Source organism: Gemella haemolysans ATCC 10379 (genome assembly GCF_000173915.1).
GTDB classification, from domain to species: domain Bacteria; phylum Bacillota; class Bacilli; order Staphylococcales; family Gemellaceae; genus Gemella; species Gemella haemolysans.
On sequence record NZ_ACDZ02000006.1, the window covers coordinates 33,933 to 49,870 of the forward strand.

Consider the following 15,938-nt stretch of genomic DNA (forward strand, 5'->3'; position numbering starts at 1 on the left):
AGTGGGAGACTATGAGGTTATTATTAGCCGAAGACGAAAGAGACTTGGCAGATGCTCTAGAAGCAATGCTGAAACACAACAATTACTCAGTCGATGTAGTAAACAACGGACAAGATGCATTAGACTATCTAATGTTAGATGATTATGATGGAGCTATTCTTGATGTTATGATGCCACAAATGGATGGAGTAACAGTAGTAAAAAAACTTAGAGAGAATAAAAAAAGCACACCAGTATTATTACTAACAGCTAAGTCAGAAATCGAAGATAAAGTATATGGATTAGATAGTGGTGCAGATGACTATTTAACAAAACCATTTGTTACGAGAGAATTATTAGCAAGGGTACGTTCTATGACGAGGAGACAAGCTACATTTACTAGTAACGTACTAGAATTAGGTAATGTTAGTTTAAGTAAATATACATTTGAATTATCTACAGAAAAAGATAAAGTAAGATTATCAAATAAAGAATATCAAATGATGGAAATGCTTATGAGGAATCCTGGTAATGTAATTCAAACGGAACAATTTTTAGAAAGAATCTGGGGTTATGACAGTGATTCTGAAATTAATGTTGTATGGGTTAATATTTCTTATTTAAGAAAAAAACTAAAAGCATTAGATGCTAATATCCACATTAAAGCAACAAGAAATGTAGGATATACATTGGAGATGCTGGATGTTTAAGAGTCTTAGGAAAAAATTTATAGCCACTGCTGTTGGTAGTGTCGCGGTAGTAATAGCGATACTTGCAATAGCATTGAACTTCATTAACTTTAATAAACTAGAAGAAAGAATAGATACAACTTTATTAGATGCTTCTAGGTCACAAGCATTGATAAAAATTTTTGCAGAAGATGGTGATGATTTGGTAATTACTAAAAATTCATCAAGTGCTACAGAATATAATGGTTTTTCAATTGCAAAAGTCGATAATAATGGTAGAATAATTAAAGCTTACCGAGATGATAGTTTAATAGAGGATCAAGATACTTTGCAAAGCAAAGTGATAGAAGCATTAGAAAAAGGAAAAACAAGTGGATTTATAGGTAGTTATAGATTCTTAAAAGTAGAAACAAATGTAGGAAACTTAATACTATTTTTAAATTGCCAACGTGAACTTGATTCTTATGAATCTTTTGTGAAAAATAGTGTTTTAATTTCAATAGGAGTAATACTATCAGTACTTGTTTTAATTATTCTAATATCAAAAAAGGTAATAGCACCAATACAGGAGACATATTTAAAACAAAAACAATTCATAACAGGAGCTAGTCATGAGTTAAAAACACCATTAGCTATCATTAGTTCTAATGCTGATGTATTAGAGATGATGAATGGAGATTCAAAATGGACTACCAATATTCATAATCAGGTTGATCGATTGACTAGCTTGGTAAATAGTTTGGTTGTATTTAGTCGAATGGAAGAAAAAGATACTGTAGAGCGAACTAGTTTTGATCTAACTGAAACTTTGAAGTCGAGAATTGAGGACTTTGATGAGTTAGCTAACTTCCAGAAAAAATATATTGTGACAGATATTGATGAAAATTTGAATTATTATGGAGAAAAAGATTCTATAATTCAATTAATGGATATACTGTTAGAAAATGCAATTAAATATGCTCCAGAAGATAGTGATATATTGGTTAAACTTAATAAAAATAGAAAATATGCTACTTTAAAAGTTTCTAATAAAGCTAATGTAGAAAAAGGTGATTTAAGCAAAGTTTTTGATCGTTTCTATAGATTAGATGAATCTAGAAATAGTGCGATAAAAGGTTATGGTATAGGATTATCTATGGCACAGCTTATAGCAGAAAAACACAAAGAAACAATTCAAGCATATGCACCAGAAGATGGAGTCTTCAAGATTGAAGTGCGATTTACATTAGTTGATAGATAATAAATAAAAGGTAATCCTCTAAACCGTTTTGGTTTGGAAGATTATTTTTTAAAGAAATTTCTGTAGGAGGAATATTTATGGAAAGTTTAATAGAATTTTATTTTAGATTGTTCGGATATATTAAAGCTAACTGGAGGAAATATATAGAAATATTTAATGAAATGACATTTTTTGAAAAAATTATTCAATGTTTATTATTTGTGATAGAATTAATTATTATATTTTATTTAACGGTTGAAATAGCTAAGGACATAGATTCTCTTGTGCCTTTTGTATTTTTTGCTACATTATTGATTGTGTTTTTAGTACATCAGTATTTTTATAGAAAAATAAAGGTGAAGATAGAAAATCGAGAAATGAATTAAATTTTACCGGTGATTATAAAAAGAAATAACTATTTAAAGACAACTGTATAAAAATAAAAACTTCAAAATTAACTTGTATTTAAGTTATTTTGGAGTTTTTTATCTATCTATTTTTAATCTCTTTTTTTATTCTACGTATAGTTTTTGAAGAAAGGTATATAGAAGTCCCATCTTTAAAAATTACAGTTTCACTATCTAATTTATCGATATTTTCTAGATTTATCGCGTAGGTTCTATGACAGATATATATTGATGGATGTAAAATTTCAAGATTAGAAATTTTTCCGAAAAAAGTTATCTCTTTATTATTCACTAAATTTAATCTTATTTTATGCCCTTCTAATGCTTCAAAATACAGTACTTCAGAAATATCATAAAACTCTTGTTTAAGTCCAACTTTAATTGGAACTTTTCCTATATTAGAATTTAGTTTTGTACTTTTAATATATCGTTCATATGCTTTTGTAAGAGCTTTTTGTATATTTTCATCCATATCATCACTGTTTTTAGTAATATAGGCTAAGGGTGCTATCATTTCATTCAAAATTCTCACCTGCATATTATCAAAATTTGTAATATAGATAAGTTTTGCAAAAGGATCGATATCACGGATTTTCTTTCCTAAGTCTATACCAGTCATAGCATTTTCACCTAGATCAATATCCAAGAAATAACTGTTAGCAATACCGTGCTTAGACGCTTCTTCCAAAATATTTAGAGGATTAGTAGATGACGTTATGATTTCTATAGATAAATCATTTATCATAATATAGTTTTTTATGACTTGTTCTATTCTTTTTAATACTTCATTATTGTCTTCACAAATAAAAATTTTCATTATAAATCTCCCTCAATTGTAAGTATTTGTTTAAATAGATTATCTTCAATTCTAGTATTTAATATCATATTATGCTTACTGATAATGTTGTTAGCAGAACTTAATCCTATTCCTCTATTTTCTCCTTTTGTAGAATATCCACTTTCATTAATCTTGTCTACATCTAAATCATTGTTTTTAAATGAATTTGTTATTTGAATAACAATTGTTTTATTAGCTTTTAAAATTAATAATTCTAAAAATCTATTATTGTCTAATTCTAAACCAGCCTCTAAAGAATTATCCAAGAAAATCCCCAGTACCCGACTTAGCTGCATTTCATTAACATAAAAATCATCAATTTCATCTTCAATACAAATATTAACTTTAAAATCATTATTCTGAGCACTGATGATTTTATTTGTAAGTAAATTCTTAATAGATAGAACTTTAATATTGTTCAAATGAGAAAGCACGATATTATCAAGCTCAATTTTTGTATTAAAGTCCTTTATATTGTTGTAAAAGTAGTCTCTTAACTTTATATTATCCACTTCATTATTAGTAATATACCCCTCAAGACCTAAGATAATATTATTGAAATCATGTTTGAATTTTCTAATCTCATTATTATTTCTTTCTAATGCTTCTATATATTTCTTCTGCTGTTCCAATTTTTGCTTTTCAGCTTCCACTTCTATCTTAATATGAAGATTTTTAAGAAGCGAAGAGGAGATGAAAATGAATAATATAAAGAAGAAAGTAATTACACTTATAGACATATAATAAAGGGGTATATCATCACTTTTTATAACAGAGTTTATACCTAGAAAATTATAAAAAATAAGAATAAATATAGAAATAAAAAGTAACAACTTGTAAATGACACTACTTTGTTGTTTTGTAAAATTATTTAAATTAATTGTGAATAGTTTTACAAAAATAAAAGTTAGTATGGAAAAAACTATTTTATCCATTATATTAATCCAAAGAGTAATCTTTAGAATAGTATATACTGATGTTACTAGTAATTCAGATGTTTTAAATAACGCTGTTGTGTATAATATAGTAAATGTTAAATTGAAGAGATTAAATTTAACATTTTTTCTTTTTAATATTGCAAATATAGGGAAAATTATTGAAAGTATTATAAAAAAATTAAAGATATAATAAGAAAAATAATAAGTCAACACAAAAATTCCTGAAAATATTATTAAATCATGCCTGTTAAACTTTACATGATAAATTTGTTTTATAATATTACATATAGAAATAAATAATAAAACCATTATTGGAATATGATAGTATATAATTTCAAAATAATCTTTCATAATATGCTCCCAAAATAAGTGTTAATTAAATTTTAACATTTAATAATAGGAATATCAACTGAATTTAGTGTATGAAACTAGATTGGTAAATTAAGAAAAATATCTTTATAGGAATATAAGTGACTATTCAGGAAAAATTTATAAAGTATAAACAGTATAATGTATAATGGTTATAAGAAAAATGAATGTTATTAAAATTAAATAGGAGTAGTAGGAAATGATAAATAATGAAAAAATTAAAAGAATAGGTTTTGTATTAATTGGAATTGCTAATTTTATATTATTACCGTTTATCTTAATGTATTTCTCAGGGAAGATGACTTGGTATGGAATTTTATACTTTTTTGCGATGAGTGGTTTCTTTACTTTGGTGATTGTTTCAGGGCATAGAAGATATATAGTACCAAGAATAATAGAAAGGCATATTATCCCACGGAATAGAAAAAGTTATTATACTATATCTCTAATTTCAGGAGTAATAGCTGTTATATTATTTGTAGTTTTAGTAATTAAAAAATCTGATTTTGATGAGATTATTGCATTAGTTGGTACTGTTTGGGTTGTTTGGATTACTATAATAATTTATTTAAGAGAAACAAGATACTTTAAATTATGGTAAGGTAAGTGATTGTAAAATAAAAATATTAAGTGATAGATATATCTTAAAATTGGAGGAATAAACTATGTTTAGAAGTAAGTATTTTGCAATGGTTTCTTGGTTATTTACTATTATTTTTATAGGACTAAAGATTTCTGGGTCAGAGTATCCTAGTATTCAGATAATAGTAGTTGCTTGTATAATCTCTATAGAAAGAACAGTAGGATATTTTATAAATAAGTATAGAGATAATTTAAAGGATTAATTTCAGTGTACTTAAAAGAATATCATTTCAGGTATAAAATTTGCTAATTCAGGTAATTTATTATTTATTATGATAGCGTTTTATGTTATAATTAGTAAAAAGGAAAGACCTTTGATTTTATAGAAGGAGGGGTTTATTATGAAACCATTCAAAAGAACAGTAGAGAAAGTGTTAGCGTGGATTGCTAATATTATATTAATAGTAATAACAGGATTTTTAGCGTATGGATCATTCTTTAAGATTTCACTTTTAAAAGATAACCAAGAATTTTTAAATCTTTTTAAAAAAGAGCTTGCTAAAAATCCTAATGGGGCAAATTTAAATGGGGTAAATTTATCGGCTGAACAACTTCTTGATTATACGATTCAAGGACTTAAGATGTATTCAGTTCTATTAATTGTATTAGTTGTAGTAGCATTATTAGCATCATTCTTAATGAAAAAACGTATTTTATCAGGGATACTTTTCTTATTATTAGCAATAGTAGTAGCTGTTGGAACAGTAGGGGTATTAATACCTGTATATTTATTATATTTCATCGTAGCAATTATGCTATTCGTTAGAAAAGAAAACCCTGCGGAATATCAAGAAACAGTTAATTATTTGTAAGTATTAAATTGAGGAGATTTGCTATGGTTGGTAATATTTTAGCTTTTTGTCAATTGTTTATAGTTTTATATAGTTTTTATATAAACTTTAAAAATTCGGAGTATATGAAAAGATCTAATTGGTATAATAGTATAATTTGTTATGTATCTCTAGGTATGATTAGCAATAATATTGATAATGTTTCAACTAAAGCAATTCTTACATTAGTAATGTTTTTAATATTAATAAGTGATTTTAATACTATAAAAATATTAAGAAATAACGATACAGAAATAGTTGCAGAAAAAATATAGCTATTTATTCTGATTAATCGTATAGAAACATTATACAAAAAGTATATACTTTAGAGTAATTTTAAAATTATGATTTTCTTAGAGTTATAATTTTAAGATTACTCTTTTTTATTATTTTAATGTATATTTAATATATAAAATTTTTTATGTGAAATTTAGTTAATCAAATTTTAATTAATCACAATATTGTGGTATAATTTATAAAGATAAATAATGAAGGACTTACTATGAGAAAATATAATTATAATGAAAGATTAATAGAAAAATTAAATATTACTTCTTTTATAGAAAAATATAATTTTGATAATGAATTATATAATACAGCAATTTTTTGTGCACTTAGTTCAATTGATAGCCACAAATTAGAAGGTGATAGTATTGAATCAAAATCACTTTTACTTGGTGATTATTTTAGTTTTGAGTATTATAGTTTATTGGTAGGTAGTTTAGATAAGTTGACTAACCTCACAGAAACTATGCAAAATGGATACTTACAACTAATTGCTAAAGAGATTAGTGAGGATGAATTTTATCTAAGTGTTATAAAAACTTGGTTTGACTTCTATAATGTCAAATTTCAAGAGTCTGATATTAAAATGGTAACCTTTGTTTAAGTTAATGGAGATTAGAATGTTAAAACAGTATGATACGTTGGTACACGAGGTATTAGAAGATATTTTCGAAATTACTAGAAGTAATGATGAACAATTAGATGAGATTGTAAAAAAGTATTTTCTAAATGGAGGTAAAAGGGTTAGAGTACTTCTTTTACTAATGTGTGCTAAATTAGGAAATTTTGAACTAAATAAAAAAGACATTATTAGAATGGCTAGTATAGTTGAAATAATTCATACTGCTAGTTTAATTCATGATGATATTATTGATAATGCTGATACTAGACGTGGCAGTGTTACGATGAATAAAGAATATAGTAATGAGTTTGCTCTTCGTGTAGGGGATTATTTATTCTCTGTAGTTTTAAAAGAAGTAGCTAAGTTTGATAATGAGAAAATTCATTTATATTTAGCGGAAACGCTTAAAGAACTGTGCATAGGCGAGCTTATTCAAGCGGATGGCTTGTATGATATAAAAACCAGAAGATTAGATTATCTTAAAAAAATTAAGAGAAAGACTGCGATATTAATAGCTTTTGCTTGTGTGGCAGGGAGTATAGTTGCGGATGCTTCTGATGAAGATATAAGAAGTGCATTTTCATATGGCTATTATTTAGGGATGAGTTACCAGATAATTGATGACTATCTTGATTTCGTGGGAGGAACACAAAATCTTGGTAAAGAAGTCGGACAGGACTTAATGAACGGTAATATTACATTACCAGCTTTATTAGCTAAGGAAGAAAACCCAGAGCTATTTTGTAATTTTACAAAAGACACGAGTAGTGAAGAAAAAGACGAAATAATAAATTATATAAGAAATAACGATAAAGTTTTATCAGAAACATTAACTGTAAGTAGACGATATTTAGAAAAAGCTCAGGAGAGTATCGATAATATTGATTCTACTGTGAAAACTGAATTGACTTTTATTATGAATAAGTTAGCAAGGAGAGAAAATTAGATGGATATACAACAATTTTTAGATGAATTAAAAGACATAGATTTTTCTGCATTAGATAGAGAGCAGCAAGAGGAGTTTCGTACAATACTTTTAGATAATGGATTATTTGATGAGTGTTTAGAATTATCTAGAATTATTTATGAACAAAATAGAGAAGATGATACTGCAATTGAAGGATATGTTCATAATCTTTTATATCTAGATAAGAAAGATTATGCTTTAGTAGTATTATACAATTCACCAAAAACACCTTCGATTTTATATCAAGAAGGATTAATATATTTAGAAGATGAACTATATGAAATAGCTGAAGATAAGTTCTTAGCAGCTAGAGCTGGAACGGATTTTGATGAGGCTATTCGTGCAATAGATAAAGAGTTAGTAGGGATTTATTTAACAACAGGAAGAGAAGATAAAGCTAGAAACTTAAGTGAGAGAATTTTCTATGAAGAACCATCTTTAGAAAATTTCCAAACAGCATTTGATAATTTATATGCTTTAGGATTATTTGAAGAAGCTATTGATTTCTATAATGAAAATGGAAGAGGGTATGAGGATGCAGGAATTCTGTTCTCATTAGCATTCGCATATAATCAAATTCAGAATTTAGAAAAATCAAAAATGTACTTATTAAAAACTATCGCAATCGATCCGGATTTCACTGAAGCATACTTACACTTAGGACATATGTCAAAAGGTGACGAAGCTAAGAGATACCTAGAAAAATATATTGAATTACAAGGAATGGCTATTAGTGCTTATCTGCATCTGATTTCATTATATAAGGATGATCAACAATATGATAATATCCGTACTTTAATGCAAGAAGTATTGACAGCACAGGGTATCTCAGAAGAAACATTATTTATTGCTATAAATGCACTTAAATCATTATATGAATATGAGAAAATCTATGATTTATATAATGGAAACTCATTAATAAAAGATGATCCAATTCTTTTAGGTGCTGCTTTAAATGCTCTGTCAGAAGAGGAAGATTATATTGACTTTGTTGAAGAAGATGTCGTTACATATTTTGATGTCCTACATGACGATCCAATGTATGTGGAAACTCTAAGAAATGTTTATGATTTAACTGGAAGTTCTAGAGTTCTTGAAATAATAAATCATTTTGAACATCACCATGGGCCACATGGACATCATTAATACAATGAAAAATACATTAAGAATAGGAGGTGTTAGTTATGGATTATAGTTTTAAAGATATTTATTCGAGAGCAAAGTCGGTAGTTGAAACAGATAGTTATGTAATTTATCAAACATTAAAATCAAAATTATATTTTAGTGGAAATTATTTATTAATGAAAAAAGAGCCTACTACTGTAGATGAGCTTGAATACTATATTTCTTCTTGTAGAAATTTCTTTAGAGATAAGGGTGTAAATTTTATTCATTTAGCAGCAATGGAAAATGTTACATTATCGAGAAAACTAAAGAGATATTTAAAAAAGGAAAGTTTTAGTGAAATCAATCTTAATTTATATTATTTAAACACTAGAAATTTTATAGAACAAGAGCCAAGTGATTTTGAAGTAGAATATCTACAAAAAATTGATTTAAATAGATATTTAAAATTTCAATATAAAATAGATATAGAAGCTAGTAATGAAGAGTGGGCTGAGCATAATCAGACTTTACTTTATGAAAATATTAGATCTGAAAGTATTAAACAGCTTGTAGCTAAAGATGGTGAAAAGATTGTAGGATCTGCTAATATTATTGTGAAAAATAATTTCTTTGAAATCGATAATCTATATATAGCACCAGAATATAGAAATCGTGGAATTGCTAAGCACATCATTAACTTTGCAATAAACAATGAAAGAAAAGAAAATGTTATTTTGGTAGTTGATGCCAATGATACTCCAAAATATATGTATGAAAATATGGGATTTTCAAAAATATCTGAGCAAGATTTTTATTTGAAGAGCAATCTGTAAAGTTATAGAAGGGTAATTCAAAAACTTTGGATTACTCTTTTAACAATTGAATTAACCTTTTAATAAGAACATGGATAGTACTGGGATGTTAGAGTAGATAATTTTAAATCAAAATGTAAATTTTATTTTTAAGAATATTTTCGTGAAATTATTGTTAAAACAGTTGTTATGTAGTAAACTAGTATAAGAATATTATAGATAAAGGATGTGAGTAAGGTAGTGAAGAGAACTTGGAAGCGAATTTTAAAGTTTATAATTGAATCAACAGCAGTGATTTTAATTATTTACGGTGTATTTTCAGCAGGTGCACATATTAAGGCTAAAAAAGACGCTATTAAACAGCAGGAAGTTGCTCAACAAGAAGCTCAGAATGAAGAAAATAAACAAAAAGAACCAGTGGTTGAGAATAAAAAGCTTAGTGAAATAGAATTGAATGAAGCTATGGAGAATCTAATAGAACAGTACAAAGGAAATAATGAAATAGGTATTGTATATAAAAACTTTTCTACAGGATATCGTTATGCTCAGGAGGATACGCATTACTTTACAGCAGCTAGTACGATAAAAGTAATATATGCGATGAAGATATATGATCGTATTAGGAATGGTGAAATATCTAAAGATGCTGATATAGTTTATAATGAAAAATTCCTAGAAGATGGTAATGGGCAAATAACTAATAGTCAAAAGAAAGATAGCTATAAATTAGAGTATGTACTACAAAATATGATTCAATATTCTGATAATACTGCTACAAATATGCTGATGGGTAATAGTGCAACAGCAGCTGATGTGGTAGTAAAATATTTAGCTGAACTTGGTGTGAAATTACCTCAAGAAGAAGCTCAAAATAATAAAATTACTCCAGCTATGATGGAGTTGGTTTGGACGAAGTTATATAAAGAACGCGATAAATATTCTGAACTAATGAAATACCTTGAGGATTCTAAAGAAGGAGAATGGATTAAGGATGGTATCCCAAATAAAAAAGTGGCAAGTAAGTATGGTGCGATAGATACAAACTATCATGATACAGCAATCGTTTTTGGTGATAAGGATTATATGTTATTAATATATACTAATAATCTAAGTAAATCGGGACAAAGTATAAAAAATATAGCTAAGAAAATTGATGAAATCACGAATAATAATATGTAAAAAAATATATAATGTGAAAATTATTTGTTAATATATGAAATGATGATAGCATAGCGGTTAAATAACTACTATGCTATTATTTTATTTTAAATATATGAAAGAGATGTATAAATTAAAGTGAAGTAATATGATTTTTCTGTAGTTTACCCTTATTTCTTTATTATTTTCAATTTTCATGCTATAATTAACAGGTTATATAAATAAGACAGTATATAAAATTGAATAAATTAAGGAGAAACAAATGACAACATTTGAAGAATTAGGGGTTAGTCAGGAAACTGTTCAATCACTAACCAATATGAATTTCATATCTCCAACTGGTATTCAAACAGAAACAATTCCATATGTATTATCTGGAGTTGACATATTAGCCCAAGCACAAACAGGATCGGGAAAAACAGGTGCTTTTGGAATACCGTTAGTAGATACAGTAAGGCGAAATGATCAATTACAATCATTAATTCTTGCCCCAACAAGAGAACTAGCTCAACAAGTAGGAGAACAACTTCGACTTATGTCAAGAGCAAAAGGATTAAAAGTTAGCATCGTATTTGGTGGAACAAGTATTGAAAGACAAATTCAAGATTTGAAAAAACGTCCACAAATTATAGTGGGAACACCAGGACGTGTAATCGATCACATTAATAGAAGAACGATAAAATTAGAAACATTAACACATTTAGTATTGGATGAAGCAGATGAAATGCTAAATATGGGATTCATCGAAGATGTTAGATTTATTTTATCAAAGATAACTTCAAGACATCAAACACTATTATTCTCAGCAACTATGCCGAAAACAATAATGGAACTCTCTAAAGAATTTATGAAAGACTATAAACTTATTAAAACGATGAGTGATGAAGATCTTAAACCGGATATTACAGAGTATGCTACAATTGCTAGAGAGAATGAAAAATTAGAAACTTTAGTTGGATTTTTAGATGTTCAAAATCCAAACTTAGCTATTGTGTTTGGAAGAACTAAACGTCGTGTTGATGAATTAGCGAGTGCTTTAATTGCCAAAGGATACTTAGCAGAAGGACTACACGGAGACATTACTCAATCTAAACGTTTAGAAATTTTACGTAAATTTAAAAATAACTCATTGCAAATTCTTGTTGCTACGGATGTAGCAGCGCGAGGTATTGATATTAGCGATGTTACCCATGTCTATAATTTTGATATTCCTCAAGATGTAGAAAGTTATACTCATAGAATTGGTAGAACAGGTAGAGCAGGTAAATCAGGAGTTGCAATAACATTCTTAAATCCAGTAGAAATGCCATACTTAAAAGACATTGAAAATTCTCGTGGAGAGAGAATGAAAATGTTACGTCCATATTCATTAGATGAAGTGAAAAAATCACGCCATAATAGATTGTTTGATGAAGTTGTTTTGGAAATGGATAATAATCATGTAGAGTTTAATAGTCTAGCAAATAAACTGCTAGCTGAAACTAATGCAGAGAAAGTTATCACTATATTATTAAGTAAATTAATAAATGATAAAAAAGAAGTTGATGTAGAATTATCATTTGAAAAACCTCTTCCGAGAAGACAAGATAAGGGAAGACGTTCAAATAGAGGAAATGACAGACGTCGTCGTTCTGATAATAGAGATAAGAAAAATCGTAATGAACGTCGTGGTACAGATAAAAAATTCTTTGATAAAAAAGGTCGTAGAATGCAGAATAAATAAACATAGAAAAGGTATTAGCATTATTGTTAATATCTTTTTATCTATAAAAAAAGTTGTATACATTTATTTAAATTTTACTGGAGTAATTTATTTGTTTAATGTATAATAATTAATGGATGGGATTTGACTAAAAAATTGAAGAAAAGATACTAAGGAGGGAACAAAGAATGAAGAGATTAGGTATTATATTAGCCGCGTTATGCATGATGGTATGCACGTTTTTATTATTTTTTGGAGATACAGCATATCAAAAATGGCAAGACTATAATTTTCAATCTGAGGTAAAAAAAGTAGTTGCAGATGGAGATAAATCTGAGTTGGCTAAAAACAGTAGTGTTAAAGCTGGATGGTTAGGAGATAAATATGTTAAAGTTTATACACCAAACTTAAACACAGAACAAGCTAATGAAATTAAGGAACGTTTAAATGATGCTACCAAAGGATTAGTAGAAGAGAATTTAAACTTCGATAAGGATATTAAAGAAATAGTATTTTATGGAGTAGAAGAAAAAGAATCTAATTTTGCTAACGTGAATGAAGTAAATGTAAAGAAAATCTCACATAAAGTAGAATCAAGAAAAGTTGAGTCTGCTAGTGAATCAATAGTTTCAAGTATTTATTTAGATAAGAGTAGTAAGGAATTTACATTATCTAGTTTATTTAGTTCACCAGATATTGCAAAACAGAAATTCTTATCTAAAATAAAACAACAACTAGCTGTAAAGGGGTTATCTGAAGAAGTTATTAATCAAAATATTACAAATCTTCGAGATCAAGATATGGCTACATGGAAATTTAACTATAATAACTCTAAGTTCAATATTAATATAGAGTCAAATAAAGAAGATATTAATTCAGTAGAAATACCGGTTAATGATTTATTCAAATATATTAATGAAACATATCTTAAGGGTGAGGATCTAGAAAAATATAATGAGTATATTAAAAAGAGAAGTAGAAAAGCTGTAGCTTTAACATTTGATGATGGTCCAAATCCTAATACTACACCAGTTGCTTTAGAATTGTTGAAAAAATATAATGCAAAAGCTACATTCTTCATGGTAGGGCATGCTGTCGCTGGAAATGAAAATATTATTAAGCAAGTTGTTGCAGAAGGTCATCAAATTGGAAACCACTCATGGAGTCATCCATTATTAACTAAGATTAGTTTAGAAGAAGCTAAAAGTCAGATAAATGATACTACTGAAGCTTTGAAAAAGGCAAGTGGTCAAGATGTACATATAATGAGACCACCGTACGGTGGAATTAATTCTGCTATTCAAGAAGCTGTTGATCAATCATTTATATTATGGGATATAGACACACTTGATTGGAAGAATCGTAATACTGCTTCAATAATGAAGGAAGTTCAAAAAACTCAACCAGGATCAATAATATTAATGCATGACATACATCAAACATCAATTGATGCATTACCTACAGTACTTCAATACTTAACAGACCAAGGATTTGAATTGGTAACAGTTGAAGAACTTATGGGAGATCAATTAGAATTGCATCAAAAATATACAAATAGAGAATAAGATAAAAGAAAGTTCAATGAATAAGTTCGTTGAGCTTTCTTTTTTTTATGAAAGTACTTTAGAACTAGATTATTTATTTTTCGGCTGTTATGATGTAGAATAGAATTAAGAGAAGAAAATTAGTGAATTTTGCGAGGTTTATTTATGAGAGTTGAAATAGTTTCTGTTGGAACAGAATTATTATTAGGTGATATTGTAAATACTAATACAGCATATTTATCAAAAGAATTGGCAGCACTTGGATTAGGGGTCTATAGACAAACTACAGTAGGGGATAATCGAGAAAGGTTACTTAAAACTTTAGATATTGCATTTTCAGAAAATGATACGGTTATAATTACTGGTGGCTTGGGACCTACTGATGACGATATAACTAAAGAATGTGCAGCAGAATTTTTTGGAAGGGATTTTTATTTTCATGAATATTCATGGGTGAAAATTCTTGAGAGATTGACAAGAACTGGTAGAAATGTAATTACAGAGAATAATAAAAAACAAGCTATGATTCCTGAGGGTGCTATAGTATTAGAAAACTTTTGTGGCACAGCTCCAGGAATAATAATTGAAGAAAATAATAAACGTATTATCTTAATGCCTGGTCCTCCAAGAGAAATGCGAGATATGTTTGGGAAAAGTGTTAAACCTTATTTAGAAAAATACAGCAAGAAACAATTCATTTCAAAATATGTGAGATTCTATGGTATTGGTGAATCACTTTTAGAAACAAAAATCAAAGATATAATGGATAGACAGACCAATCCTACTTTAGCATTATATGCGAAAACGGGAGAGGTGCTATTAAGAATTACTGCGAGTGCTAAAGATAAAAATGAATGTGAGGAGATGATAAATCGTCAACTGGAAGAAATAGAAAGTAGAGAAGGTGTAGGGGAATATATTTATTTAGTTGGAGATGAAGATGTCTCTAGTTCACAAACTGAATTGAATAGTGCGGTAGCTAATCTTCTTATTAAAAATAATTACACAATTTCTATAGCGGAATCACTTACTGGAGGAAAGATAACAGAAATGTTAGTAGAAAAAAGTGGAATTTCAAATTCATTACTAGAAGGAGTTGTATGTTATTCAAATAAATCTAAGATTACCACATTAGGAGTAAAAGAAGAAACTTTAGAAAAATTTGGTGCAGTTAGTGAAGAGGTTTCTCGAGAGATGGCCCTAGGAGTAGCGAAGAGACTAAATAGTGATTTTGCTATTGCTACAACTGGAATAGCCGGACCAAATAGTGATGAAAGTGGAAAGCCAGTTGGATTAGTTTATATAGCTGTATATGCTCAAGGAGATGTTTCTGTAAAAGAGTGTTCATTCGTTGGAGATAGGGAGTTAATCCGCTTTAGAGCAAGCATAGAAGCACTTGATGAGGTAAGAAAAAATATTTTGAAAAAACTATAGTTTTTGCTTGAAAAAAGTTAAACTATTATGTATAATTATGATAATAAAAAAAGATATTTAAGGAGATTTTTATGTATACAATGAACTTATCTAGTTTGGAGTCACCGGATCCCAGGTACGGGCAAGATGATGAATATTCCCAGGACTTCAATACTGAAATAGACTATGAAGATGAAATTTTATCAGATTACGCTGATGAAAGTTATAATGAAGTAGAGTTCTCTACTCCAGAGGAGGAGTTTTTAGATTACTCTAATGAAATGTTCCTATATAAGGAGTATTCGTACGATTTTGCGGATGATTACGAATATGATGAAGTTAGTATATCTAATGATCAAATAATGTTAGAAAATATAAGTGAAGCTTAAAATAACATTAATAAACCATAGACCTATA

At 27.9% G+C, this 15,938-nt stretch carries 18 protein-coding genes; 16 read left to right on the forward strand and 2 right to left on the reverse strand.

Annotated elements, in window-relative coordinates:
* Positions 1-11: 11 nt before the first annotated feature.
* From GEMHA0001_RS01810 to GEMHA0001_RS01820, 3 genes are all read left to right on the forward strand, one after another.
* Positions 12-689, forward strand: coding sequence for a response regulator transcription factor (locus GEMHA0001_RS01810; protein WP_004263750.1), 678 nt, complete (start codon positions 12-14; stop codon positions 687-689).
* The gene (locus GEMHA0001_RS01815; RefSeq protein WP_004263983.1) at positions 682-1,908 is read left to right on the forward strand and encodes a sensor histidine kinase; all 1,227 of its coding nucleotides are present in this window, start codon (positions 682-684) and stop codon (positions 1,906-1,908) included. Before GEMHA0001_RS01810 ends, GEMHA0001_RS01815 begins: the two co-directional genes overlap by 8 nt.
* 77 nt (positions 1,909-1,985) lie before the next feature.
* Positions 1,986-2,273, forward strand: coding sequence for a hypothetical protein (locus GEMHA0001_RS01820; protein ID WP_004263837.1), 288 nt, complete (start codon positions 1,986-1,988; stop codon positions 2,271-2,273).
* Positions 2,274-2,376: 103 nt separating this feature from the next.
* Here the strand turns inward: GEMHA0001_RS01820 and GEMHA0001_RS01825 are convergent, their stop codons facing one another.
* Both GEMHA0001_RS01825 and GEMHA0001_RS09020 read right to left on the reverse strand, forming a co-directional pair.
* A complete protein-coding gene (locus GEMHA0001_RS01825) occupies positions 2,377-3,111 on the reverse strand; it encodes a LytR/AlgR family response regulator transcription factor (protein ID WP_004264046.1) in 735 nt (244 codons plus the stop codon).
* A complete protein-coding gene (locus tag GEMHA0001_RS09020) occupies positions 3,111-3,872 on the reverse strand; it encodes a sensor histidine kinase (RefSeq protein ID WP_162010642.1) in 762 nt (253 codons plus the stop codon). Before GEMHA0001_RS09020 ends, GEMHA0001_RS01825 begins: the two co-directional genes overlap by 1 nt.
* Positions 3,873-4,638: 766 nt before the next feature.
* Here GEMHA0001_RS09020 and GEMHA0001_RS01835 point away from each other — a divergent pair.
* The 13 genes from GEMHA0001_RS01835 (at position 4,639) to GEMHA0001_RS01895 (ending at position 15,910) form a co-directional block, all read left to right on the forward strand.
* On the forward strand, positions 4,639-5,040 hold the full coding sequence (locus GEMHA0001_RS01835; RefSeq protein ID WP_004264045.1) for a hypothetical protein: 402 nt from the start codon (positions 4,639-4,641) through the stop codon (positions 5,038-5,040).
* A gap of 64 nt (positions 5,041-5,104) precedes the next feature.
* Positions 5,105-5,284 (forward strand): hypothetical protein, encoded by a 180-nt coding sequence (locus tag GEMHA0001_RS01840; protein ID WP_004263738.1) that lies wholly within the window; start codon positions 5,105-5,107, stop codon positions 5,282-5,284.
* Positions 5,285-5,422: 138 nt separating this feature from the next.
* Positions 5,423-5,893, forward strand: coding sequence for a DUF4064 domain-containing protein (locus tag GEMHA0001_RS01845; protein WP_004263924.1), 471 nt, complete (start codon positions 5,423-5,425; stop codon positions 5,891-5,893).
* Positions 5,894-5,916: 23 nt separating this feature from the next.
* Positions 5,917-6,186, forward strand: a complete 270-nt coding sequence (locus GEMHA0001_RS01850; RefSeq protein WP_004263973.1) for a hypothetical protein — start codon at positions 5,917-5,919, stop codon at positions 6,184-6,186.
* A gap of 227 nt (positions 6,187-6,413) precedes the next feature.
* The gene (locus GEMHA0001_RS01855) at positions 6,414-6,800 is read left to right on the forward strand and encodes a hypothetical protein (RefSeq protein WP_004263932.1); all 387 of its coding nucleotides are present in this window, start codon (positions 6,414-6,416) and stop codon (positions 6,798-6,800) included.
* A 16-nt stretch (positions 6,801-6,816) separates the two neighbouring features.
* Positions 6,817-7,764: a polyprenyl synthetase family protein gene (locus GEMHA0001_RS01860; RefSeq protein WP_004263960.1), complete on the forward strand. Its 948-nt coding sequence runs from the start codon at positions 6,817-6,819 to the stop codon at positions 7,762-7,764.
* Positions 7,765-8,931, forward strand: coding sequence for a tetratricopeptide repeat protein (locus GEMHA0001_RS01865; protein ID WP_004263763.1), 1,167 nt, complete (start codon positions 7,765-7,767; stop codon positions 8,929-8,931).
* 38 nt (positions 8,932-8,969) lie between these two features.
* Complete coding sequence (locus GEMHA0001_RS01870) at positions 8,970-9,725, forward strand: GNAT family N-acetyltransferase (RefSeq protein ID WP_004264073.1); 756 nt, start codon at positions 8,970-8,972, stop codon at positions 9,723-9,725.
* A gap of 219 nt (positions 9,726-9,944) precedes the next feature.
* Positions 9,945-10,883 (forward strand): serine hydrolase, encoded by a 939-nt coding sequence (locus tag GEMHA0001_RS01875; protein ID WP_004263734.1) that lies wholly within the window; start codon positions 9,945-9,947, stop codon positions 10,881-10,883.
* 241 nt (positions 10,884-11,124) lie between these two features.
* Positions 11,125-12,585: a DEAD/DEAH box helicase gene (locus GEMHA0001_RS01880; protein WP_004263912.1), complete on the forward strand. Its 1,461-nt coding sequence runs from the start codon at positions 11,125-11,127 to the stop codon at positions 12,583-12,585.
* A gap of 167 nt (positions 12,586-12,752) precedes the next feature.
* Positions 12,753-14,129: a polysaccharide deacetylase family protein gene (locus tag GEMHA0001_RS01885; protein WP_004263998.1), complete on the forward strand. Its 1,377-nt coding sequence runs from the start codon at positions 12,753-12,755 to the stop codon at positions 14,127-14,129.
* A gap of 144 nt (positions 14,130-14,273) precedes the next feature.
* Positions 14,274-15,542 (forward strand): competence/damage-inducible protein A, encoded by a 1,269-nt coding sequence (locus GEMHA0001_RS01890; RefSeq protein WP_004264139.1) that lies wholly within the window; start codon positions 14,274-14,276, stop codon positions 15,540-15,542.
* 71 nt (positions 15,543-15,613) lie between these two features.
* On the forward strand, positions 15,614-15,910 hold the full coding sequence (locus GEMHA0001_RS01895; RefSeq protein WP_004263891.1) for a hypothetical protein: 297 nt from the start codon (positions 15,614-15,616) through the stop codon (positions 15,908-15,910).
* The last annotated feature ends 28 nt before the right edge of the window (positions 15,911-15,938 follow it).

Excerpts from the sequence above, each read along its gene's own strand:
- GEMHA0001_RS01810 (WP_004263750.1), top strand. The coding sequence starts at position 12 with ATGAGGTTATTATTAGCCGAAGACGAAAGAGACTTGGCAGATGCTCTA.
- GEMHA0001_RS01815 (WP_004263983.1), top strand. The coding sequence starts at position 682 with ATGTTTAAGAGTCTTAGGAAAAAATTTATAGCCACTGCTGTTGGTAGT.
- GEMHA0001_RS01820 (WP_004263837.1), top strand. The coding sequence starts at position 1,986 with ATGGAAAGTTTAATAGAATTTTATTTTAGATTGTTCGGATATATTAAA.
- GEMHA0001_RS01825 (WP_004264046.1), bottom strand. The coding sequence starts at position 3,111 with ATGAAAATTTTTATTTGTGAAGACAATAATGAAGTATTAAAAAGAATA.
- GEMHA0001_RS09020 (WP_162010642.1), bottom strand. The coding sequence starts at position 3,872 with ATGTCTATAAGTGTAATTACTTTCTTCTTTATATTATTCATTTTCATC.
- GEMHA0001_RS01835 (WP_004264045.1), top strand. The coding sequence starts at position 4,639 with ATGATAAATAATGAAAAAATTAAAAGAATAGGTTTTGTATTAATTGGA.
- GEMHA0001_RS01840 (WP_004263738.1), top strand. The coding sequence starts at position 5,105 with ATGTTTAGAAGTAAGTATTTTGCAATGGTTTCTTGGTTATTTACTATT.
- GEMHA0001_RS01845 (WP_004263924.1), top strand. The coding sequence starts at position 5,423 with ATGAAACCATTCAAAAGAACAGTAGAGAAAGTGTTAGCGTGGATTGCT.
- GEMHA0001_RS01850 (WP_004263973.1), top strand. The coding sequence starts at position 5,917 with ATGGTTGGTAATATTTTAGCTTTTTGTCAATTGTTTATAGTTTTATAT.
- GEMHA0001_RS01855 (WP_004263932.1), top strand. The coding sequence starts at position 6,414 with ATGAGAAAATATAATTATAATGAAAGATTAATAGAAAAATTAAATATT.
- GEMHA0001_RS01860 (WP_004263960.1), top strand. The coding sequence starts at position 6,817 with ATGTTAAAACAGTATGATACGTTGGTACACGAGGTATTAGAAGATATT.
- GEMHA0001_RS01865 (WP_004263763.1), top strand. The coding sequence starts at position 7,765 with ATGGATATACAACAATTTTTAGATGAATTAAAAGACATAGATTTTTCT.
- GEMHA0001_RS01870 (WP_004264073.1), top strand. The coding sequence starts at position 8,970 with ATGGATTATAGTTTTAAAGATATTTATTCGAGAGCAAAGTCGGTAGTT.
- GEMHA0001_RS01880 (WP_004263912.1), top strand. The coding sequence starts at position 11,125 with ATGACAACATTTGAAGAATTAGGGGTTAGTCAGGAAACTGTTCAATCA.
- GEMHA0001_RS01885 (WP_004263998.1), top strand. The coding sequence starts at position 12,753 with ATGAAGAGATTAGGTATTATATTAGCCGCGTTATGCATGATGGTATGC.
- GEMHA0001_RS01890 (WP_004264139.1), top strand. The coding sequence starts at position 14,274 with ATGAGAGTTGAAATAGTTTCTGTTGGAACAGAATTATTATTAGGTGAT.
- GEMHA0001_RS01895 (WP_004263891.1), top strand. The coding sequence starts at position 15,614 with ATGTATACAATGAACTTATCTAGTTTGGAGTCACCGGATCCCAGGTAC.